The organism is Kitasatospora phosalacinea, from assembly GCF_030268885.1.
GTDB classification, from domain to species: Bacteria; Actinomycetota; Actinomycetes; order Streptomycetales; family Streptomycetaceae; genus Kitasatospora; species Kitasatospora phosalacinea_C.
Genome location: NZ_BSSA01000007.1, coordinates 282,366 through 303,557 on the forward strand (window position 1 = coordinate 282,366; position 21,192 = coordinate 303,557).

A 21,192-nucleotide genomic window follows, 5' to 3' on the forward strand; every position below is an offset into this window, starting at 1 on the left:
CGTCACCCTCCCTTCGGGTTGTTGACCGGAGCCTGGACCTGGCCCTGCGCGGGCGGCACCGCCGCCCGCGGGGGGTTCGCGGGCCGGGAGGCGTGCGCCGCGATGCCCGCGCCCGCCCCGCCGCCACCGGCCGGGGCACCGCCGCCACCGCCCGCGCCCTCCGCACCACCGCGCGAACCGTGCGTCGAGATGCCCTGCTTCACGAAGTTCGCCGGGCCGTTGATCATCGCGCTACCGGCCTGCACCGCACTCGCCCGGGCCCGCCGCATCGCCATCAGCTCGTCGCCGAAGCCCGGCACGAACCGGTACACCGCCGCGCTCGCGAAGATCGACAGGAACAGGATCGCCAGCCCCGCCAGCACCCGCCCGAAGTCGTCGTCCGCCCCCGCGCCGGTCGCCACCGCGCCCGCCAGCCCCAGGATGATCACCACGATCGGCTTCGCCAGGTCCACCGCCAGCATCATCGCGGCCCACCGGCGGACGTGCTTCCACATCTGCTTGTCCACCAGCCCCGCGTACACCGCCGTCCCCAGCAGCGCGCCCACGTACAGCATCGCCGCCCGGATCACCAGCTCCACCCACAGCACCGCCGCGGCCAGCACCGCCACCAGCGACACCAGGATCAGGATCAGCGGGCCACCGCCCATGCTGCCCTTCTCCAGGGTGTCCGCGAACCCGCCCAGGTACGTGCCGGTGTCCGACTTCGTCCCCGACGCGATCGCGTCCGTCAGTCCGTCGGTGACCGTCACCACCGTGTACAGGATCAGCGGCGTGAACGCCGACGCGATCACCGTCAACCACAGGTACCCGACCGCCTCGCCGAACGCCTGCCCCAGCGCCGCGCCGCGCACCGCCCGCTTCGTCACCGCCAGCAGCCACAGCACCAGCGTGATCACCGTCGAGACCGCGAACACCACCGCGTACTGCTGCAGGAACGCCGCGTTCGTGAAGTCGACCTTCGTCGTCCCGTCGATCGCCCCCGAAAGCTGCCGCACCACCCACGCCGCCGCCTGCGCGCACCCCTTCGCCAACGACCCCAGCGGATCGGTGACCCCGGACACGGCGTCCGTCCCGGGGATCACGGTGGCCCCGGGCGGAGCGCAGAGCTTGTCGGCACCGAGGACGGTGGCGTCGTTGCCCGCGCACTTGGACACGCTCGGGCTCGGCGACGGATCCGCCGCCACCCGCTGCGCGACCACCAGCGCGGTGAGTTGGAGCACGCTCATCGCGGCGCCGAGCACCCCGGCGCGGCGCAGGAGGCGCAGTCTGGGAGCGGCGTCAGCGGGCATAGCGGAACCCTCCGAACTGCTGGACGGCATCGGCGATCTCTTTCGCGGTGGCCGCCTGCTGGTCGCCCGGCAGGGGGGCGGGGCCCGCGGCGCGGGAGTAGTCGGTGAGCTTCCAGTCGCTGCCGGTCCAGCGCATGGTGACGGTCAGGGTGTACCAGTCCTGGGTGACCGGGACGACGGAGCCCTCGCCGGTCAGGCCGTACAGGCCGGTGCACCAGACGTCGACCCGGGTCGCGGTGTCGGCCCCGTTGGTGGTGCGGGTGCCGACCGGGACGACCCGGTTGACGAAGGTCTGCCCCTTCGGCGCCTTGCCCTGGGCGTCGAGCCCGTAGCGCGCGTTCGTCTCCGGCGTGAACGCCTGGTCCAGGCGGGCCTGGAGGGCGGGGAGGACGGTGGGGTCGGCGATGGTGGTGAGGACGGTGCGGCGGCCGTCGGTGCGGAACATGTCGGCGGAGCCGAGGGCGACGGCGTAGTTGGCGGCGGCGGACTGCGCGCCCTGGTCGGTGTGCGGGTAGCCGGTGCCGATGCCGTTGACCGTGGTGGTGACGGGCTGCTGGCCGCTGGCGGCGGTGCGGTCGGGGGAGGCGGCGGCGCCGGTGGCGCGGTCGCCGGAGGTGGTGGTGCCGTCACCGCGGGCGGCCGGGGGCTTGTCGCGGTTGGCGACGGCGACGGCGACGACCAGCAGGGTGACGATGCCGAGGACGGTCAGGAGGGTGCGCAGCGGCCTGGCCTGACGGCCGGTCACGGTGGCGGTCTGTTCGGCGACCGGTAGCCGCGTACGGGTGTGCGGCTGGTCGTCGGACAACGGCACGGGGGCCCTCCTGGTGGGACGCCGCCGCGCGGGGTGCGGGCGGCGGCGTGACGGGTGCTCGGCGTGGGGAAGGGGCGGGGGCGGGGGTGGTGCGGCGGGAGCGGATCACCTGCGCCGGGGCGGGAGTTGCGGTCCGATCGTCAGATGGCCATGCCGTACACAATGGTGAACAGGGTGCCGAGCGAACCGATGATGAACACGCCGGTCAGGCCGGCGATGATCAGCCCCTTGCCCTGTTCGGCGCTGAAGGTGTCGCGCATCGCGGTGGCGCCGATCCGCTGCTTGGCGGCGCCCCAGATGGCGATGGCGAGGCAGACCAGGATCGCGATGGCCATCACGACCTGCACCATGACCCGGGCCGAGGAGCCGAGCGTGGCGAACGGGCCCCAGTCGGGGGCGATCCCGCCGATGATGGTGTCGATGTCGGCCTTCTTCGGCGGGTCCTCCGCCAGGTGCCGGATCACTGTGCTGTCCACGTTCAGGTCCATTCCATCTCACCGCCCGATCAGGAAAATTCAAGGCCCCGGACCACGGTCGAGCGAAGGGGCAGGGCCTACTCTTGGCCAGATCTGACGTCGACTTGGCTGCTTCTCGCGGATTGCTCGTGGCTGGCCGGACGCCTCCGCCAGGATGTCCGGTGCTTCAAGGATACTTCCCGCTCCTGGTATCTGTGATGATTGCACCGGGCAAATGCGCAACAGGACATGGCCGCTGACGTTCCGTCGGGATGGTGCTGGATGGTGCTCCGGAAGGCTCGGTGGGCGGGCGCCGCGACGGCGGTGCTCGGGATCGGTTTCGTGGGCGTCGTGACGCTCGGGACGTACGCGGCCGGCGGGGTCCCGGGGCGCTCCGCCGCCCGTCCGGGGCTCTCCGGCGGGACGGTGCCGGCCGCGTACCGGCCGCAGATCAGCCAGTGGGGCAACCTCTGCCCGGAGATCTCCGCGCCGATGCTGGCCGCGCAGCTCTACCAGGAGAGCGGGTTCGACCCGCAGGCGAAGAGCCCGGCGAAGGCGTACGGGATGGCCCAGTTCCTGGAGGCCACCTGGGCCACGTACGGGACGGACGGCGACAACGACGGCAAGCGGGACATCTGGAACCCCTTCGACGCGATCGCCTCCGCCGCCACCTACGACTGCGCGCTGGCCCGGGACGTGTCCGGGGTGCCGGGCGACCGGCAGGCCAACATGCTGGCCGCGTACAACGCCGGTCCGTACGCGGTGATCGAGCACAACGGCATCCCCCCGTACAAGGAGACCCAGGGCTACGTCCGCAGCATCCAGGCGCTGGCCAGGTCCTTCACCGCGCCGACCGACCCGGGGGCGCAGCTGGCGCTGACGCAGCAGGCGGCCGGGGCGATCTGGTTCGCGCAGGGCAAGCTGGGGACGGACTACCTGTGGGGCGGCACCGGGCAGACCTGGGAGGACGGGCGGTTCGACTGCTCGGGGCTGACGCAGGCCGCGTACGAGAGCGTCGGCATCCGGCTGCCCCGGGTGGCGAACGACCAGTGGTACGCGGGACCGCACCCGTCGCGGGACCAACTCCGGCCCGGTGACCTGGTGTTCTTCGCCAACGACCTGGAGGACCCGCGCACCATCCACCACGTCGGGATCTACGTCGGCGGCGGGTACATGATCGACGCGCCGCACACCGGGGCCAAGGTGCGCTACGACACCATCGACCAGCGGGACTACATCGGGGCGACCCGGGTCACCTCGGACGGCGCCGCCGCGCTGCCGAACCGGAACCCGAACGACGGCACCATCACGAGGAGCGAGGCGCCGAAGGCCGGCTGACCGCGGCCCGGCATGTGCACGCCCCGTGGACGGTGAGTCAAGTTTGCATAACGGTGTGTTTCGGAGGAAACCGCGGCGGCCTTGATCGCGTTGACTCAGGAGGCTACCGGCCGTCCGCACCGGGAGCACCACCAGCCGGGACCACTGCGGAGAGCGGACAGGGAGGTGCGGCGTGCCGACGCTGCTCGCCGACGCCGGAGCCGGTTCGGGCGACCCCGACCTCGGCCTGCTCAAGGCCGTCAACGGCCTGGCCGCCGACGCCCCGGGGTGGTTGGACTCGCTGGTCGCCTGGACGGCCGAGTACGGCATCCTGCTCGGGCTGGCCGCGCTGGGCCTGACCGCCTGGCTGGTCGCCCGCCGCCGGCCGGACGCCCCGGTCGCGGTGGCCGGGGTGCTGTGGGCGCCGCTGGCGGTGGCCGTCGCCGAGCTGGCCAACCTGCCGATCTCCCGGCTGGTGGACCGGCCGCGACCGTTCGTCAGCCACCCCGAGCTGGACGTGCTGGTGCCCGGCAAGGAGGACACCCTCTCCTTCGTCAGCGACCACTCGGCGATGTCGATGGGCATCGCCGTCGCGCTGTTCCTGGTCAACCGCAAGCTGGGCCTGGCGGCCGGGGCGCTCGCGCTGCTGCAGGGGTTCTGCCGGCTGTTCGTCGGCGTGCACTACCCGACCGACGTGATCGGCGGCTACGCGCTGGCCACCGCCGTGGTGCTGCTGCTGGCCCCGATCGCGATGGCCGTCCTGGTGCCGCTGTGCCACGCGCTCTCGCGCTCCGCGCTGCGCCCGCTGGTGGTGGCCCGTTCGGTCGCCGTCGAGCCGGGCGGACGGCGCTCGGCCGCTCCGGCGGACCGGCGCTCGGGGCGGCGCCGGGGCCGGGGAGCGCCGCGGCCGGAGCGGGAGCGCGCCCCGGAGGACCTGGCCGCCTGAGCGGCGGCGCCGGGGGGTCCGCCGGGTTCAGGCGACCTCGGCGCCGGTCTCCAGCAGGTGGCCCGCGGCGTCGCGCCGGGACTTGTCGCGGGAGCGCCGACCGGGGGCGGACCAGCCGCAGGAGCAGTGCGCGAAGCTGAAGGAGCCGCGTTCCACCACCTCCGCCCGGTGCTCGTCCGGGTGGTCGGTCCGCACTGCCCCGTCGGGTGCCCCTGGGCGCTGGTCTGCCACACCCTTCACCGTAGCCCGGGCGGACGGCGCCGCTCCCCCACCGTCCGGTGAACAACGGCGTAACCTTCTGCGCCCCAACTCGTTTGCCGGGCAAGCGCTCTGCCCATCCGGGGCGGTTGCTTGCCGGGTCATCCGGGGCCCGAGGGGGTAGTCGAAGAAGTGAAGAAGCTCAACCGCGCCGCCGCCGCGGCCCTGCTCGTCACGGTGCTGTCGGCCTGCACGGGCGGCGGCCAGGACCGGCCGAACTCCGCCGACCAGCTGTCCTCCGACCCGCTGACGGCGGTCCGCTCGGCCGCCGACATCACCGGCAGGACGGGTTCGGTGCGCGCGACGACCGAGCTGATCACCGAGTCCGCCGAGAAGAAGGCGGTCTTCACCGGCAGCGGCGGCTACGACTACGTGAAGCGGATCGGCCGGCTGGAGGTCGACGTCCCGCCCGGCGCCGCCACCACCGGGAAGATCACCGAGGTGGTGCTGCCCGGCACGGTGTACCTGCAGAACAGCGGCGCGAAGATCCCCGAGGGCAAGTGGGTCAAGCTGGACGTCCGCCAGCTCCCGGACGGCAACCTGGTGAGCTCCGGTGCCACCGACCCGGCCACCGCCGCCGGGGCGCTGCGCGGCGCGCAGAGCGCCGAACTGGTCGGCACCGAGCCGGTGGGCGGCGTGGAGCTCAAGCACTACAAGGGCACCCTGGACCTGGCGAAGGCCGCCGACGCGACCGGCGGCCGCGGGGCGGACGGGCTGCGGATGGCGGCCCAGACCTTCACGGTGAAGGAGGTCCCGTACGAGGTCTGGCTGGACGGCCAGGGGCGGCTGCACAAGGTGGTGGAGCACTTCGCCTTCGCCGGGGTGGCCGGTTCCACCGCGGCGAAGGACCAGGTCAAGGTGGTCTCCACGCTGTCGCTGGCCGACTTCGGCAAGCCGGTGGAGGCCGCCGAGCCCGCGGCCGCCGACATCTACTCGATGAAGGCCAGCCCCTCGCCGAAGTGACCGGCAGTGACCGGCAGCGACCGGCGGTGCCGGGGCCACCCGTTTCGGGCGGCAGAGATGGCCCGTCCGTGCCATGTGGCCCGGCCGCCCGCTCCCTACGCTGGTGGGGGCGGGCAAGCCGGGGCGGGCGGACGGGGCGCGGAAGGGGTGGAGGCCATGGCATCCGGGGAGAACGGCACCGGCGGCCACGACAGAACCGCGCTGGACGAGATCGACCTGACCGGCGAGCTGATGATCGCCGCCTCGGCCAGCCGGGCCGAACGGCTGGCCGCCGAGCAGATCGACGAGGTCCTGCTGGCCCGCCGCGGGCCGGAGCGGCCGGAGGACTGACCGGCCGTCAGCCCTCCGTGGTCCGACGACGCGCGGCGGCCGGTCCCAGATGCGGCCGGTCCCAGGTGCGGCCGGTCTCAGGTGCGCAGCAGCCGGGCGATGGCGGCGCTGGCCTCGGCGACCTTGGCGTTCAGCTCCTCGCCGCCGTCCTCCGCGGCGGCCGCGGCGGCGACGCAGTGCCGCAGGTGCTCCTCCAGCAGGGAGAGCGCGAAGGACTGCAGGGCCTTGGTGGAGGCGGACACCTGGGTGAGGATGTCGATGCAGTAGACGTCCTCGTCGACCATCCGCTGCAGACCGCGGACCTGACCCTCGATCCGGCGCAGCCGCTTGAGGTGCGCCTCCTTCTCGCCGCTGTAGCCGTGCGGCCCGGCGGCCGCGGGGGCGCCGTGGCAGGCCGCCGGTGCGGTGTCGGTGCTCGGGGTGTCGATGGTGGTCATCAGATCCGCCCTCTTGGTCTCGTACTCGGCCCGCCCCCGGCCCTCGGCCGGGAGGCGCCCCCCTATCCAACACGCGGCACCGGCCCGGTGTTCCGCCGTCCGGGCGTCAGGACAGAGATCCCCGTGCAGAGCGGGAGCAAACCGGCGTGTCGTGGGACACACTTAGGGCGCGCGTCGGCAACCCCGTGTTCATGCACGGGGGGCGTGCGCCTAGCATCGTCAAGTACCGACCCCGCACATCGGAGATTTCCGTGCGTTTTAGCCTGACCCCGAAGGAGACGAGCTTCTACGACATGTTCGCCGCCGCGGCGGAGAACCTGGTCGTCGGATCGAAGCTCCTGCTGGAACTACTGGGCTCTGACGTGTCAGCCCGCGCGGAGATCGTCGAGCGCATGCGCGCCGCCGAGCACGCGGGGGACGACACCACCCATGCGATCTTCCACCAGCTGAACTCCTCGTTCATCACCCCGTTCGACCGGGAGGACATCTACACGCTGGCCTCCTCGCTGGACGACATCATGGACTTCATGGAGGAGGCCGTCGACCTGGTCGTGCTGTACGACATCGAGACCCTCCCGAAGGGCATCGAGCAGCAGATCGAGGTGCTGGCCCGGGCGGCCGAGCTGACCGCGGAGGCGATGCCCAACCTGCGGTCGATGTCGAACCTCACCGAGTACTGGATCGAGGTGAACCGGCTGGAGAACCAGGCGGACCAGATCCACCGCAAGCTGCTGGCCCACCTGTTCTCCGGCCAGTACGAGGCGATCGAGGTGCTGAAGCTCAAGCAGGTCGTGGACGTCCTCGAAGAGGCCGCCGACGCGTTCGAGCACGTGGCCAACACGGTGGAGACCATCGCCGTCAAGGAGTCCTGACCTCCGTGGACATGGCAGCACTGATCGTCGTCATCGGCGTCGCATTCTTCTTCACGTACACGAACGGCTTCCACGACTCCGCCAACGCGATCGCCACCTCGGTCTCCACCCGGGCGCTGACGCCCCGGGCGGCGCTGGCGATGGCCGCGGTGATGAACCTGGCGGGCGCGTTCCTCGGCAGCGGGGTCGCGAAGACCGTCTCCAAGGGGATCATCGAGACCCCGACCGGCAGCAGGGGCATGGCGATCCTCTTCTCGGCCCTGGTCGGGGCGATCGCCTGGAACCTGGTGACCTGGTACTTCGGCCTGCCGTCCTCCTCCTCGCACGCGCTGTTCGGCGGCATGGTGGGCGCGGCGCTGGCGGGCGGCATCGGCGTGGTCTGGCACGGCGTGGTCGACAAGATCATCGTCCCGATGATCGTCTCGCCGGTGGTCGGCCTGGTCGGCGGCTTCCTGGTGATGCTGGCGATCCTGTGGATCTTCCGGCGGGCCAACCCGCACAAGGCCAAGCGCAACTTCCGGGTGGCGCAGACCGCCTCGGCGGCCGCGATGGCGCTGGCGCACGGCCTGCAGGACGCCCAGAAGACCATGGGCATCGTGGTGATGGCCCTGGTCATCTCCGGCCACCAGACCGGCAACGGCATCCCGATCTGGGTGAAGATCTCCTGCGCCACGATGCTCTCGCTGGGCACCTACGCGGGCGGCTGGCGGATCATGCGCACCCTCGGCCGGAAGATCATCGAGCTGGACCCGCCGCAGGGCTTCGCCGCCGAGGCGACCGCCTCCGCGGTGATGTACACCACCTCGTTCGTCTACGCGGCGCCGATCTCCACCACCCACGTGATCACCTCGGCGATCATGGGCGTGGGCGCCACCAAGCGGGTCCGCGCGGTCCGCTGGGGGGTGGCGAAGAACATCGTGCTGGGCTGGTTCATCACCATGCCGGCCGCGGCGATCGTGGCGGCCGCGGTGTTCGGGATCACCGACCTGCTGGTCCTCTGACCCGGACGCCCGACCGACGGAAGGGCCCGCCCCCACAGCACGGGGGCGGGCCCTTCCTGCTTGCTCCGCGGCGGCACCGCCATGCAGCGCCGCGGAGCGGTCCTTGCGGCGCGGGGCCGACCGGTCCCCGGGCCCGACCGGGCACGGGGACCGGTCGGGCCGCGGGCCGGTCAGCCGAAGCGGCCGGAGATGTAGTCCTCGGTGGCCTGGACCGACGGGTTGGAGAAGATCCGCTGGGTGTCGTCGAGCTCGATCAGCTTGCCGGGCTGGCCGACGCCCGCCAGGTTGAAGAAGGCGGTGCGGTCGGAGACCCGGGCCGCCTGCTGCATGTTGTGCGTCACGATCACGATGGTGAACTGCGCCTTGAGCTCGCCGATCAGGTCCTCGATGGCGAGGGTGGAGATCGGGTCGAGGGCCGAGCAGGGCTCGTCCATCAGCAGCACCTCGGGCTCGACCGCGATCGCCCGGGCGATGCACAGGCGCTGCTGCTGGCCGCCGGACAGGCCCGCGCCGGGCTTGTTCAGGCGGTCCTTGACCTCGTTCCACAGGTTGGCGCCCTGCAGGGACCTCTCCACCACGCCGTCCAGGACGGACTTCTTCTTCACGCCCGCCAGCTTGAGCCCGGCCACCACGTTGTCGTAGATCGACATGGTGGGGAACGGGTTGGGGCGCTGGAACACCATGCCGACCGAGCGGCGGACGGCGACCGGGTCGACGCTGGCGCCGTACAGGTTCTCGTCGTCCAGCAGCACCTTGCCCTCGACCCGGGCGCCGGGGATCACCTCGTGCATCCGGTTGAGGGTGCGCAGGAAGGTGGACTTGCCGCAGCCCGAGGGGCCGATGAAGGCGGTCACCGAGCGGGGCTCGATGGTCATCGAGATGTCGTCGATGGCGCGGGTGGAGCCGTAGAAGGCGGACAGTCCGCTGACGTCGATGCGCTTGGCCATGATCCTTGGTCTCTTCTCGTCTTCTCGTACGTCAGTCGGTGTCAGTGCCCGCCCTTGGGCGAGCGCCAGCGCGCGATGGCCCGGGCGACGAGGTTGAGCCCCATCACGAAGGCGATCAGCACCAGTGCCGCGCCCCAGGCGCGCTGGTATCCGAAGTCGTTGTTGATCTGCGAGTACTGCTGCCAGATGTAGAGCGGCAGCGACTGCTGGGGCCCGTTGAACGGGTCGCTGTTGATGAAGTCGGCACCGAACACCAGCATCATCACGGGCGCGGTCTCACCGGTGATGCGGGCGACCGCCAGCATCACACCGGTGGTGATCCCGCCGATGGCCGTGGGGATGACGATCCGCAGGATGGTCTTCCAGCGCGGCACGCCCAGCGCGTACGAGGCCTCGCGGAGCTCGTTCGGGACGAGCTTGAGCATCTCCTCGGTCGAGCGGACCACCACCGGCATCATCAGGATGGCCAGCGCGAGGCTGCCCGAGAAGCCGGAGTACTCGAAGCCGAGGGCGATGTTCCAGAGGGAGAGGATGAAGAGACCGGCGACGACCGACGGGACGCCCGTCATCACGTCGACGAAGAAGGTGACCGCCGAGGCGAGCCGGCCGCGGCCGTACTCCACCAGGTAGACGGCGGTGAGCAGGCCGATCGGCGCGGCGATCAGGGTGGCCAGCAGGACCTGCTCGATGGTGCCGATGATGGCGTGGTAGATGCCACCGTCCGGGCTGAGGGTGGCGACGACGCCCTTCATCGAGTGGGTGAGGAACTCGGGGCTGATCGCGTCGATGCCCTGCTGGACGGTGTAGAAGGTCAGCGAGACCAGCGGCACCACGGCGCAGACGAAGGAGACCCAGACCAGCGAGGTGGCGAACCGGTCCCTGGCCTGGCGGCGGCCCTCGACCGAGGCCGAGAGGGTGTAGCTGACGACCAGGAACAGCAGGGCGGAGATCAGGCCCCACTGCACGTGGCTCTCCAGCCCGGCGGCGGCGCCGATGCCGCAGCCGACCGCGATCGAGGCGGCGGCGGTGGCGGCCGGCGCCCAGCGGGGCAGCCGGGCCGCGGTCAGCCGGTGGCCGAGCTGCGGCGGGGTGGCGTCGGTGATGGTTGCGGTGCTGCTCACGCGGCGGCCCCCGAGTACTCCTTGCGACGGGCGATGATCATGCGGGCCGCGCCGTTCACCAGCAGGGTGATGACGAACAGGACCAGGCCGGAGGCCATCAGGGCGTCCCGGCCGAGCGGCTGGGCCTCGCTGAACTTCAGCGCGATGTTCTGCGCGAAGGTGCCGCCGCCCGGGTCGAGCAGGTGCAGCGACAGCACGCTGTTGGTGGACAGCACGGTGGCGACGGCGATGGTCTCGCCGAGCGCGCGGCCCAGGCCGAGCATCGAGGCGGAGATGATGCCGGGGCGGCCGAACGGCAGCACCGCGGTGCGGATCATCTCCCAGCGGGTCGCGCCGAGCGCGAGCGCCGCCTCCTCGTGCATCCGCGGGACCTGCCGGAAGACCTCGCGGGTGACCGCGGTGATGATCGGCAGCACCATGATCGCGAGCAGGATGCCGACGGTGAACAGGTTGCGCGGCGGGACGCCGGTGCTGGACTGGTCGAAGACGTACGTCCAGCCGAGGTACTGGTCCATCCAACTGGTCAGGCCGTCCATGTGCGGGACGAGAAACAGCACGCCCCACAGGCCGTAGACGATCGACGGGACGGCGGCCAGCAGGTCCACCAGGTAGGCGAACGGCTGGGCGATCCGGCGGGGCGCGTAGTGCGAGATGAACAGCGCGATGCCGACCGCGATCGGGACCGCGATGACCATCGCGATGAACGCGCTGACCAGGGTGCCGAAGGTGAGGACGGCGATGCCGAACACCGGCTTGGTGGCGTCCGGGGTCCACTCGAAGGTGGTGAGGAAGTTGCCCTCGTTCTTGCCCAGGGCGAGCAGGGAGCGGTAGGCGAGGAAGCCTGCGATGGCGGCCATGACGACCAGCAGCAGGACGCCCGAACCGCGCGAGAGGTTGAAGAAGACGTTGTCGCCGCGGCGGCTGTCGCCCCGGCTCCGTCGAGCCCGTCCCCGCGCGTCGGCGGGGGGTGCAGAAGTCATGGTCGTTTACTCCGGTCTGGCGGCGCTGCCCCGCGGAGGGCGGCACCTTGGCGGCGGTGCCCCGGACGTTCTCGTGGTGGTGGTGCGTGCGGACGAATGCCCCGGCCGGGCGGCCCCTCCCCCCTCCTTCGGGGGGCCGCCCGGCCGGTCGTCGCTCAGCCTCAGGCGAGGGCGTCGATCTGGGTCTTGACCTTGCCCGCGAGCTCGGCCGGCAGCGGCACGTAGCCGACCGCGCCGATGGCCTGCTGGCCCGCGTCGCTGACGGTGTAGTTCAGGAAGGACTTCAGGACCGGCAGGGTGTCGGCCTTGTTGCCCTTGTCGCAGACGATCTCGTAGGTGACCAGGGTGATCGGGTAGTTGCCCTCGGCCTTGGTCGCGTAGTCGATGTCCAGCGCCAGGTCGGCACCGGTGCCGACGACCTTGGCGGAGGCCAGGGTGGCGGCGGCGTTGGCGGCGGTGGCCTCGACCGGCTTGGAGGCGCCGGTGTTGATCGCGGCGCTGTTCAGCTTGTTGGTCTGGGCGTAGGAGAGCTCGACGTAGGAGATCGAGTTCTTGGTCTGCTTCACCAGGGCCGCGACGCCGGCGGAGCCGTTCGCGGACTGGCCGCCCTGGCCCGCCCAGGACTTGGCGGCCGGGTACTTCCAGTTGCCGCCGCCGGCCTTGGCCAGGTAGCCGGTCAGGTTGGCGGTGGTGCCGGAGTCCTCCGAGCGGTGGATCGCCTGGATGTCGGCGGCCGGGAGGTTGACGCCCGGGTTCAGGGCGGCGATCGCCGGGTCGTTCCACTTGGTGATCTGCGAGTCGAAGATCTTCGCCAGGGTCGGGCCGTCCACGACCAGCTTGTCGACGCCCTCGATGTTGAAGACGATCGAGACCAGGCCGCCGACCATCGGGAGGTCGATCGCCTGGCCGCCGGTGCAGACCGCCTTCGAGGCGTCGACCTCGGTCGCCTTGAGGGCCGAGTCGGAGCCCGCGAAGGCGACCTTGCCCTGGTTGAACTGGGTGACGCCGGCACCGGAGCCGCCGCCGGAGTAGGTCAGGGTGGCGCTGGAGCAGGCGGCGCTGTAGGCGGCCTTCCAGACGTCGATGGCCGGAGCCTGCGCGGTCGAACCGGCGCCCAGCAGCTGACCGCCCTTGTCGGCACAGGCGATCTTGGCCGGAGCGGCCGCCGTCGAACCACCGGTGGAGGAGCCCGAGGTGGTCTTCGAGGTGTTGTCGTCCGTGCCGCAAGCCGAGAGCGACAGCGTGGAGACGAGCGCGACGGCACCGATGGCGAGGGCCTTGGAGCGGCCGTTCCGCAGGTTCACTGGGTGTCCCTTTCTGAGGCAATGCCGGTCTCGGAACGACCGGTTTTGCTGTGGTCCGGGGCCCTTCCGGCCCTCCGGTAACCCAGAAGTTAGGCAGGACAGGTGACGCGTCAGCCCGACGCAAATGAACGGGGAGTGAACCTCGAAGGGACGTCAGGAAACTGCGGCCGGTAGTAACGGTTGCGTCACGGTGGGGGCGCGGTGAGATCACCCGTACGACCTGTGCGAACCACCCGGACGGCCCTCAGCCGAGCAGCAGCTCCAGCAGCGCGTCCACCAGCACCCGGTCCCGCGGGTGGGTCAGCCGCTCCTTGGCGCGCTTCGGCGGCAGCCACTCCAGGCGGTCCACCTCCCGGTTGGGCCGGAACGCGCCACCCGTGGGCACCGCCGACCAGTACCGGACCTCCTTGGGGCGGCCGTGCGCCAGGTAGTGCTGCGCCGGCAGCTCCGCCCCCAGCACGCAGCGCATCCCGGTCTCCTCCAGCACCTCGCGCAGCGCCGCCGCCCGCCAGCCCTCCCCCGGGTCCAGCTTCCCCTTCGGCAGGCTCCAGTCGTCGTACTTGGGCCGGTGCACCAGCGCGATCCGCGGCTTCTTGCGGCCCTTGCCGCCCTTCTTCGGCGGCCCCGGCACCCACAGCACCGCCCCCGCCGCCAGCACCGTCGAACGGGAGCCCGCCGCCGGACGGCGGTCGAGGCGGGCGGTGCCCGACCGGACCGGGGCGGGGGCGGGCGGGGAGGGGCGATCGGGCATCAGTGGTACGCGGTCCGTCCGGGCGGGGGCGACGAGGTCCTCAGCCCGGCAGCACCGCCACCGGACCCACCAGTCCCGGGGCCACCCCCGGCCACTGGCGCCCGAAAGCGTACCGGGCCGACTCGACCGCCAAACGCTGGTCCGCGTGCACCACGCCCAGCACGTACGCCGTCGCCGGGGTGATCCGCGGCGTGCGCGCCGCCGTCGCCACCGTCGCCGCCGCGTCCGACGCCTCCTGGTGGCGGGCCAGCACCCCGTCCAGCTCCGCCAGGCCCCCGCCCGGCGCGCCGCACACCTCCAGCGCGTACCGGGCCCGCTTCACCAGGATCCGGGCCCGCAGCCACGGCGCGTCGTCCGCCGCCAGCGCCGCGTCCGCGTCCGCCGCCGCACGCGCCGCCGGGACGGCGCCCGGCTCCGCCGCCGTCCCGCCCAGCCGGTGCAGCCCCGCCCCGCCGTACGCCTGCGCCGCCCGCTGCCACGGCAGCCGCTCGCCCGCGCCCAGCAGCGCCGCCAGCGCCGCCGCGGTCTGCGGCAGCAGCGCCGCGGCCGGCTCCGCGGCCGCCGCGGTCAGCGGCACCTCCCCGGCCAGCAGCGTCATCCGGTCCGCCAGCGCGTGCAGCCGGGCCGAGCGCAGCTCCTGCAGCAGCGCGGTGTGCGCCCGGGTCCTGGCCAGCGTCAGCTGCCGCTCCAGCAGCGCCCGGGCCTTGGGCGCGCCCGCGTGCCCGGCCAGCATGCCCGCCCCCTCCGGGGAGGCGTCGGCCAGCGAGTCCAGCGCGCCCGTCAGCCGCACCGCGCGCCGCTGGTAGCCGGGCTCCTGGGCGAGCAGGTTGAGCAGCCAGCGTAGTTCGGTGCGCGACTCCTGGGCCCACTGCGGGTCGAACGCCGCCGCGAAGGTGTGCAGCGCCCCGCCGACCCGGCGCACCGCGCGCAGCAGGTCGTCCGCGGCCTGCGCCGACGCCGGGAGCGCCCCCGGTCTCGACCCCGCCTCGCCGACCACCTGCGGCAGGGCGCGCAGGAACGCGCCCGCCTGGGCGGTCAGGTAGCCGGCAAGGACCTCCCCGGCGGTCGCGGTGCGCGCCACCGGGGCCGTCGTCGGCGCATCGGTCATGGCTGTGGCTCTCCCCGATTCCCTCCCTGGGCCTGCCCCAGGGGTGCAGTCCGCCCGCGCCGGGGCTCCCGGCGCGGGCGGGGTGCCGCTCAGCGCGCGGCGGCGGAGCCGCGGTTGCGGCGGCGCGAGTCGATCAGCAGGTCCTGGACGTGGCGCAGCGGGCGGCCCTCGGCGTCCTGCGCGTGCCTGGTCCAGGTGCCGTCCGCGCCCAGGTGCCAGGAGTCGGTCTCGTCGGAGACGCCGAGCTCCAGCAGCCCGTTCAGCTCGGCCCGGTGCGCCGGGTCGGTGACCCGCACCAGGGCCTCGATCCGGCGGTCCAGGTTGCGGTGCATCATGTCGGCGCTGCCGATCCACACCTCCGGGTCGCCGCCGTTGCCGAACACGAACACCCGCGAGTGCTCCAGGAACCGCCCGAGGATCGACCGCACCCGGACGTTCTCGCTCAGCCCCGGCACGCCCGGCCGGATCGCGCAGATGCCGCGCACCCACACGTCCACCGGCACCCCGGCCTGCGAGGCCCGGTACAGCGCGTCGATGACCACCTCGTCGACGATCGAGTTGACCTTGATCTTGACGAAGGCGGGCCGCCCGGCCCGGTGGTGCGCGATCTCCCCGTTGATCCGCGCCACCAGCCCGTCCCGCAGCCCGCGCGGCGCGGTCAGCAGCCGCCGGTACGACTCGCGCCGCGAGTAGCCCGACAGCCGGTTGAACAGGTCCGACAGGTCCGCACCGACCTGCGGGTCGGCCGTCAGCAGGCCCAGGTCCTCGTACAGCCGGGCTGTCTTCGGGTGGTAGTTGCCGGTGCCGACGTGCGAGTAGCGGCGCAGCGTGTCGCCCTCCTGGCGGACCACCAGCGACAGCTTGCAGTGCGTCTTCAGCCCGACCAGTCCGTACACCACGTGGCAGCCGGACTCCTCCAGCTTCCGGGCCCACTTGATGTTCGCCTGCTCGTCGAACCGGGCCTTGATCTCCACCAGCACCAGCACCTGCTTGCCGGACTCCGCCGCGTCGATCAAGGCGTCCACGATCGGCGAGTCGCCGGAGGTGCGGTACAGCGTCTGCTTGATCGCCAGCACGTGCGGGTCGGCGGCGGCCTGCTCCAGGAACGCCTGCACCGAGGTGGAGAACGAGTCGTACGGGTGGTGCAGCAGCACGTCCCGCTCGCGCATGGCGGCGAAGATGTCCGGCAGCGTCGCCGACTCCACGTCGGTCAGCCCGCGCGCCGTGCCCGCCACGAACTTCGGGTACTTCAGCTCCGGCCGGTCCAGGTCGGCGATCCCGAACAGCCCGGTCAGGTCCAGCGGCCCGGGCAGCGGGAAGACCTCCGCCTCGGTGATGTTCAGCTCCCGCACCAGCAGGTCCAGGATGTACGGGTCGATCGACTCCTCGACCTCCAGGCGCACCGGCGGGCCGAAGCGGCGCCGCATCAGCTCCTTCTCCAGCGCCTTCAGGATGTTCTCGGTGTCGTCCTCCTCCACCTCCAGGTCCTCGTTGCGGGTGACCCGGAACGCGTGGTGGGCGAGCACCTCCATCCCCGGGAACAGCTCCTCCAGGTGCGCCCCCATCACGTCCTCCAGCGGCACGTACCGCTGCGGCGAGGCCTCCAGGAAGCGGGACAGCGACTGCGGCACCTTCACCCGGGCGAAGTGCTTGTGCCCCGACACCGGGTTGCGGACCACCACCGCCAGGTTCAGCGACAGCCCCGATATGTACGGGAACGGGTGCGCCGGGTCGACCGCCAGCGGCGTCAGGACGGGGAAGATCTGCTGCCGGAACAGCGTGTGCAGCCGGGCCTGCTCGCTCTCCGCCAGGTCCGGCCAGCGCACCAGCTCGATGCCCTCGGCCGCCAGGTCCGGCAGCACCTCCTGCTGGAAGGTCGCCGCGTGGCGCGCCATCAGCTCGCGCGAGCGCCGCCAGATCTGGTCCAGCACCTCGCGCGGCTGCAGGCCGGACGCCGAGCGCTGGGCCACCCCGGTGGCGATCCGGCGCTTGAGGCCCGCGACCCGCACCATGAAGAACTCGTCCAGGTTGGACCCGAAGATCGCCAGGAACTTGGCCCGCTCCAGCAGCGGGACGTCCGGGTCCTCCGCGAGCTCCAGCACCCGCTCGTTGAACGCCAGCCAGCTGCGCTCGCGGTCCAGGAACCGGCCCTGCGGCAGCTCCGCCTCCTCCGCGGCGCCGGCACCGCCCGGTGCTCCCGCCAGGAAGGCCGCCGACACCGCGGCGGGCAGCGCCGTGGCCGCCCGCGGCGCCCCGGCGCCGGACTCCGCCTCGGGACCGGCCGCCCCGGCCTTGCCGCGCACCGGGACCGGACGCGGCCGCGCCTGCTTGTCGGCGTCCTTGCCGGTGTCCTTGCTGGCGTCCTTCCCGGTGTCCTTGCCGGCGTCCTTCCCGGTGTCCTTGCCGGCGTCCTTGCCGGCGGCGGTCCTGCCGCGGGCGCCGGACCCGGACCTCGCGCCCGACCGCACGGCGGGCTTCTGCTCACTGCTGCGCTCGACCGGACCGGCCGAGTCGGTGACGGGGCGGGGGATGCTCATGGGTTCCAGCTCCTCCTGCAGGACGCGGCCCCGGCGGGGCGAAGGGCATGACTCCGCAGGCTGCTCGTCCTCGTCGACCCACGTCCACCCGCCCGGGGACGCCGGGACCCGCCCGGAGGGGCGGTGGGTGGAGCGGTGACGCGGACGCGGCAATACGGACGACATTCTGTGATCTTCGCGGCGTCAATTGAATCCACGGTAAACACCGCATGGCCAGGAGGAAAGCTGAGTCCGTCACCCCCGTGGCTGCTAACGGACGCTCCCTTCCGCCGCTCCCTTCCGCCCGCGTCCGGCCGGCTCAGCGCGGACCGGACGGCTGCCACCGGTACATCAGGTCGACCTCGTGGACCTCGAACCCGAGCCGCTCGTACACCCGGACGGCGGCCGCGTTGTCCGCGTCCACGTACAGCATCACCGTCGGCAGGCCGCGCTCCAGGACCAGGTGCCGCAGACCCACCGCCGTCAACGCCTTACCCAGGCCATTACCCTGCTCCGCCGGATCCACCCCCACCACGTACACCTCGCCCGGCCCGTCCGGCTGGACCTTCGTCCAGTGGAAGCCCACCAACCGGTCGTCCCGCTCCGCCAGGAAGAAGCCCTTCGGGTCGAACCACGGCTCGGCGATCCGCTCCGCCAGGTCGCGCTCCGTCCAGGAACCCTGCTCCGGGTGGTGCGCGAAGGCCAGCGCGTTCAGCGCCAGCCAGGCCGACTCGTCACGGCCCGGCTCGAAGGTCCGCAACCGCACGCCCGCGGGCAGCGGCACCGCGTCCGGGGCGGGCGCGGTGCGCCGCATCTGGCGCAGCTCGCGCACCAGCACCGCCCCGTGCACCTCGGCCAGGTGCCGGGCGGCCGGGAGACCGCCGTGCGCCCAGAAGTCCAGCCCGCCGTCGGCCCCGGCCAGCACCGCGCGCACCAGCTCGCCGCCCAGGCCCCGGCCGCGCTCGGCCGGGGCCACCGTCAGCTCCACCGTCCCGGGCCGCTCCCCCTCCACCTGCGCGTAGCCCACCACCGTGCCGTCCACCGGCTGCAGCAGGTGCCGCACCCCTTCGCGCGGGCTGTCCGGCCGGATCCGCAGCCGCCCGGCCTCCGACACCGCCTCCCGCCCGTCCGCCCGGGCGGCCGCCGCCAGCAGCTCCCGCACCTGCCCGGCCTGCTCCGCCGTCAGCACCTCGACCCGCTCGACCCGGCCCGCACCTGACGTGTTCTCAGAAGTCCGCATACCAGCGAGCGTACGTTCTCCGCCCGGCTTTCCGTACGGGCGCTCCCCCGATCCCTGCCGTCGGCCGTCGCCCGGCGGCTCCTCCGGTGGTGCCGGTCGTTCCGGGGGCTCCGGCGGCCACGGTCGTTCCGGTGGGTACGGTCGTTCCGGTGGGTACGGTCGTTCCGGTGGGTACGGTCGTTCCGGTGGGTACGGTCGTTAGGCGGCTACGGTCGTTCCGGCGGCCAGGCCGCGAGCGCCAGTTCGGCCGTCGCGGCCAGCTCCGTCGTGTCCGCCCCGTCCCTGGCCCGCTGCGACATGCCCTGCAGCACCGTCCCGAAGTACCGCGCCAGCGCTGCCGGGGACGTCCCCGGCGGCAGCTCACCCAGCCGCTCGGCGTCCGTCAGCCGCTCCTCGAACAGCCGCAGGTTCTCCGCCCGCAGCCCGCGCAGGAACTCCGCCACCTCCTCGTCCTGGGCCGCGGTGTTCACCGCCGCGTTCATCACCAGGCAGCCCGCCGGATGCGTCGGGTCCGGGTAGATCCGCGCCGCCTCCCGCAGGATCCGGGCGAAGGCCGCCCGCGCCGACGCCTCCTGCGCCAGCGCCACCCCCACGAACCCGCCCTCCGGGGAGCGCCCGTACCCCTCCACCACCTCGCGGAACAGCGCCGCCTTGTCTCCGAACGCCGCGTACAGGCTGCCCGGCTTGATCCCCATCGCCCCGGTCAGTTCGCCCACCGAGGTGGCCTGGTAGCCGCGCTCCCAGAACAGCCTGGTCGCCGCCGCCAGCACCGCCGTCCGGTCGAACGCGGGCGGCCTGCCCCGCTTCGCCGCCGTCCCGGTCGTCCCGGTAGTCCCGGCCGTCCTCGTCGCCTCCGGTGTCATGCCGACCATTCTAGAGCGACCGTTCAAGAAATCCGCCGGAGCGTGCTAGCTTCTTTCTTGAGCGATCACTCAACAAATGGGTGACGCCGAGAGAAGGGAACCGCCATGCCCGCACGCCCGCTCGACGGCAAGACCGCCCTGGTCACCGGCGCCTCCCGGGGCATCGGCCGCGCCATCGCCGAACGCCTCGCCCACGACGGCGCCACCGTCGCCCTCGCCTACGCCCGCGACCACTCCGCCGCCACCGCCGTCCTCGACGGCATCCGCGCCCGCGGCGGCCGCGCCTTCCTCGTCCACGCCCCCCTCGGCACCCACGGCGACGCCGCCCGGCTCTGGGCCGCCTACGACGACACCCGGTCCCCGCACCTGGAGGACGACGGCCTCGACATCCTGGTCAACAACGCCGGCATCGGCCGCAGCGCCGCCCTCGCCGACCTCACCGAGGAAGCCTTCGACGAAGTCTTCGCCGTCAACGTCCGCGCCCCCTTCTTCCTCGTCCAGCAGGCCCTCCCCCGCCTGCGCGACGGCGGACGCATCATCAACGTCTCCAGCGGCGCCGCCCGCATCGCGATGCCCGAGATCATCGCCTACGCCGCCACCAAGGGCGCCCTGGACACCTTCACCCTCAACCTCGCCAAGGAGCTCGGCCCCCGCGGCATCACCGCCAACTCCGTCCACCCCGGCATCGTCGACACCGACGTCAACGCCGCCTGGCTCCGCGACAACCCCGCCGCCCAGGCCCACGCCGCCTCCCTCGCCGCCCTGAACCGCGTGGCCGACCCCACCGACATCGCCGACGTCGTGGCCTTCCTCGCCTCCCACGACGCCCGCTGGGTCACCGGCCGCACCATCGACGCGACCGGCGGCGCCGGGCTCTGAGTCGATCCTCCGTTCGGTTCAGTAGACCGGCGCGACCCCCACCAGGCCCCAGCCCCGGGCGGCGGCCCACCGCGCCACCCGCAGCGGACCGTCGAGCAACTCCTCGGCCGGGTGGTCCGGCGCATCCCCGAGATCCGCCAACCAGGCCCGCAACCGGTCGAGGACCCGCTCCCGCTCCTCCCCCGACCACTCCAACGCCGCCTCGAACTCCGGGAGGCGTTCCCGCACCTGATCCGCGGTCAGCACGAACTCCCCGAACCACCCCGGCAACGCCAGCACCGCCCCCGGCCCCACCCCGTACGCCAACGCCCCGAACGGGAACGCCTTCCGCGCCACCGCAGCGAAGAACCACTCCGGCTCCGGCTCTGGCCCCCACCCCTCCAACTGCCCCATCACCGCCCCGCGGAACTCCTCCGCCGGGCCCGTCTCCCCGTACCAGCCGCCGATCAACCGCCCGAGCCGATCGGCGTCCTCGTCCTCCCACAACCTACGAGTACCCCGGCCCGCACGCCCTCGCTCGTGCACCTCCTCCCACCAGGTGCGCTCACCCCCGACCTCCACCGGCGGCACGAACAGCTCGTCCGCCTCCGGGAGCCGCGCCAACTCGGTGTCGGGCAGCGCCGCGACCACCCACACCCCGGTGAATCCCATCGCGTTCCTCCTCCTCCGCTTTCCGACTTCCGGTCCGGAAACGCGAGAAAGCCCCCTGACATCCCGTCAGGGGGCTTTCTCTGAAAGATTGTTCGGCGGCGTCCTACTCTCCCACAGGGTCCCCCCTGCAGTACCATCGGCGCTGTGAGGCTT

22 protein-coding genes are annotated in these 21,192 nt (G+C 72.6%); 7 read left to right on the forward strand and 15 right to left on the reverse strand.

The features are described from left to right. Positions 1–2: 2 nt before the first annotated feature. The 3 genes from QSK52_RS13725 to QSK52_RS13735 all read right to left on the reverse strand — a co-directional run bounded on the left by QSK52_RS13725 (position 3) and on the right by QSK52_RS13735 (position 2,588). The gene (locus QSK52_RS13725; RefSeq protein WP_285736273.1) at positions 3–1,289 is read right to left on the reverse strand and encodes a hypothetical protein; all 1,287 of its coding nucleotides are present in this window, start codon (positions 1,287–1,289) and stop codon (positions 3–5) included. Next, a complete protein-coding gene (locus QSK52_RS13730; RefSeq protein WP_285736274.1) occupies positions 1,279–2,100 on the reverse strand; it encodes a hypothetical protein in 822 nt (273 codons plus the stop codon). The genes QSK52_RS13725 and QSK52_RS13730 overlap by 11 nt, the downstream gene beginning before the upstream one ends. 140 nt (positions 2,101–2,240) lie before the next feature. Next, a complete protein-coding gene (locus QSK52_RS13735) occupies positions 2,241–2,588 on the reverse strand; it encodes a hypothetical protein (RefSeq protein WP_051776390.1) in 348 nt (115 codons plus the stop codon). A 249-nt stretch (positions 2,589–2,837) separates the two neighbouring features. On the opposite strand from QSK52_RS13735, the gene QSK52_RS13740 reads away from it, so the two are divergent. Together QSK52_RS13740 and QSK52_RS13745 are read left to right on the forward strand one after the other, a co-directional pair. Beyond that, positions 2,838–3,893 carry an NlpC/P60 family protein gene (locus tag QSK52_RS13740; RefSeq protein ID WP_285736275.1) on the forward strand — a complete coding sequence of 352 codons (1,056 nt, stop codon included), beginning with the start codon at positions 2,838–2,840 and terminating at the stop codon, positions 3,891–3,893. Positions 3,894–4,065: 172 nt separating this feature from the next. Then, positions 4,066–4,818: a phosphatase PAP2 family protein gene (locus QSK52_RS13745; RefSeq protein WP_285736276.1), complete on the forward strand. Its 753-nt coding sequence runs from the start codon at positions 4,066–4,068 to the stop codon at positions 4,816–4,818. 27 nt (positions 4,819–4,845) lie between these two features. Here QSK52_RS13745 and QSK52_RS13750 read toward each other — a convergent pair whose 3' ends face one another. Then, positions 4,846–5,049 carry a hypothetical protein gene (locus QSK52_RS13750; protein ID WP_285736304.1) on the reverse strand — a complete coding sequence of 68 codons (204 nt, stop codon included), beginning with the start codon at positions 5,047–5,049 and terminating at the stop codon, positions 4,846–4,848. A 159-nt stretch (positions 5,050–5,208) separates the two neighbouring features. Here QSK52_RS13750 and QSK52_RS13755 point away from each other — a divergent pair, with 159 nt between their 5' ends. Together QSK52_RS13755 and QSK52_RS13760 are read left to right on the forward strand one after the other, a co-directional pair. After that, entirely contained in the window at positions 5,209–6,039 is an 831-nt protein-coding gene (locus tag QSK52_RS13755) for a hypothetical protein (RefSeq protein WP_285736277.1), read from the forward strand. A 156-nt stretch (positions 6,040–6,195) separates the two neighbouring features. Beyond that, positions 6,196–6,369: a hypothetical protein gene (locus QSK52_RS13760; RefSeq protein ID WP_158714998.1), complete on the forward strand. Its 174-nt coding sequence runs from the start codon at positions 6,196–6,198 to the stop codon at positions 6,367–6,369. A 77-nt stretch (positions 6,370–6,446) separates the two neighbouring features. Here the strand turns inward: QSK52_RS13760 and QSK52_RS13765 are convergent, their stop codons facing one another. Then, complete coding sequence (locus QSK52_RS13765) at positions 6,447–6,806, reverse strand: metal-sensitive transcriptional regulator (protein ID WP_285736278.1); 360 nt, start codon at positions 6,804–6,806, stop codon at positions 6,447–6,449. 251 nt (positions 6,807–7,057) lie between these two features. Here QSK52_RS13765 and QSK52_RS13770 point away from each other — a divergent pair, with 251 nt between their 5' ends. Further along, the gene (locus tag QSK52_RS13770) at positions 7,058–7,678 is read left to right on the forward strand and encodes a DUF47 domain-containing protein (RefSeq protein WP_035864866.1); all 621 of its coding nucleotides are present in this window, start codon (positions 7,058–7,060) and stop codon (positions 7,676–7,678) included. Between the two features lie 5 nt (positions 7,679–7,683). Continuing rightward, entirely contained in the window at positions 7,684–8,679 is a 996-nt protein-coding gene (locus QSK52_RS13775) for an inorganic phosphate transporter (RefSeq protein ID WP_285736279.1), read from the forward strand. A gap of 170 nt (positions 8,680–8,849) precedes the next feature. Here QSK52_RS13775 and pstB read toward each other — a convergent pair whose 3' ends face one another. The 9 genes from pstB to QSK52_RS13820 form a co-directional block, all read right to left on the reverse strand. Continuing rightward, the gene (gene pstB, locus QSK52_RS13780) at positions 8,850–9,626 is read right to left on the reverse strand and encodes a phosphate ABC transporter ATP-binding protein PstB (protein WP_285736280.1); all 777 of its coding nucleotides are present in this window, start codon (positions 9,624–9,626) and stop codon (positions 8,850–8,852) included. Positions 9,627–9,667: 41 nt separating this feature from the next. After that, complete coding sequence (gene pstA, locus QSK52_RS13785; RefSeq protein WP_285736281.1) at positions 9,668–10,747, reverse strand: phosphate ABC transporter permease PstA; 1,080 nt, start codon at positions 10,745–10,747, stop codon at positions 9,668–9,670. Next, a complete protein-coding gene (gene pstC / locus QSK52_RS13790) occupies positions 10,744–11,727 on the reverse strand; it encodes a phosphate ABC transporter permease subunit PstC (protein WP_285736282.1) in 984 nt (327 codons plus the stop codon). The genes pstA and pstC overlap by 4 nt, the downstream gene beginning before the upstream one ends. Positions 11,728–11,888: 161 nt before the next feature. Next, a complete protein-coding gene (pstS, locus tag QSK52_RS13795) occupies positions 11,889–13,031 on the reverse strand; it encodes a phosphate ABC transporter substrate-binding protein PstS (protein ID WP_285736283.1) in 1,143 nt (380 codons plus the stop codon). 244 nt (positions 13,032–13,275) lie between these two features. Then, the gene (locus QSK52_RS13800; protein ID WP_285736284.1) at positions 13,276–13,782 is read right to left on the reverse strand and encodes an NUDIX hydrolase; all 507 of its coding nucleotides are present in this window, start codon (positions 13,780–13,782) and stop codon (positions 13,276–13,278) included. A gap of 40 nt (positions 13,783–13,822) precedes the next feature. After that, complete coding sequence (locus QSK52_RS13805; RefSeq protein ID WP_285736285.1) at positions 13,823–14,890, reverse strand: CHAD domain-containing protein; 1,068 nt, start codon at positions 14,888–14,890, stop codon at positions 13,823–13,825. A gap of 89 nt (positions 14,891–14,979) precedes the next feature. Beyond that, positions 14,980–17,427: an RNA degradosome polyphosphate kinase gene (locus QSK52_RS13810; protein WP_285736286.1), complete on the reverse strand. Its 2,448-nt coding sequence runs from the start codon at positions 17,425–17,427 to the stop codon at positions 14,980–14,982. Positions 17,428–17,725: 298 nt separating this feature from the next. Further along, entirely contained in the window at positions 17,726–18,646 is a 921-nt protein-coding gene (mshD, locus tag QSK52_RS13815; RefSeq protein ID WP_285736287.1) for a mycothiol synthase, read from the reverse strand. Between the two features lie 206 nt (positions 18,647–18,852). After that, positions 18,853–19,509 (reverse strand): TetR/AcrR family transcriptional regulator, encoded by a 657-nt coding sequence (locus tag QSK52_RS13820; RefSeq protein WP_285736288.1) that lies wholly within the window; start codon positions 19,507–19,509, stop codon positions 18,853–18,855. A 105-nt stretch (positions 19,510–19,614) separates the two neighbouring features. Between QSK52_RS13820 and QSK52_RS13825 the strand changes: the two genes are divergently transcribed. Next, on the forward strand, positions 19,615–20,388 hold the full coding sequence (locus QSK52_RS13825) for an SDR family oxidoreductase (protein WP_285736289.1): 774 nt from the start codon (positions 19,615–19,617) through the stop codon (positions 20,386–20,388). Between the two features lie 18 nt (positions 20,389–20,406). Here QSK52_RS13825 and QSK52_RS13830 read toward each other — a convergent pair whose 3' ends face one another. After that, positions 20,407–21,039, reverse strand: a complete 633-nt coding sequence (locus tag QSK52_RS13830; protein WP_285736290.1) for a hypothetical protein — start codon at positions 21,037–21,039, stop codon at positions 20,407–20,409. Between the last annotated feature and the right edge of the window lie 153 nt (positions 21,040–21,192).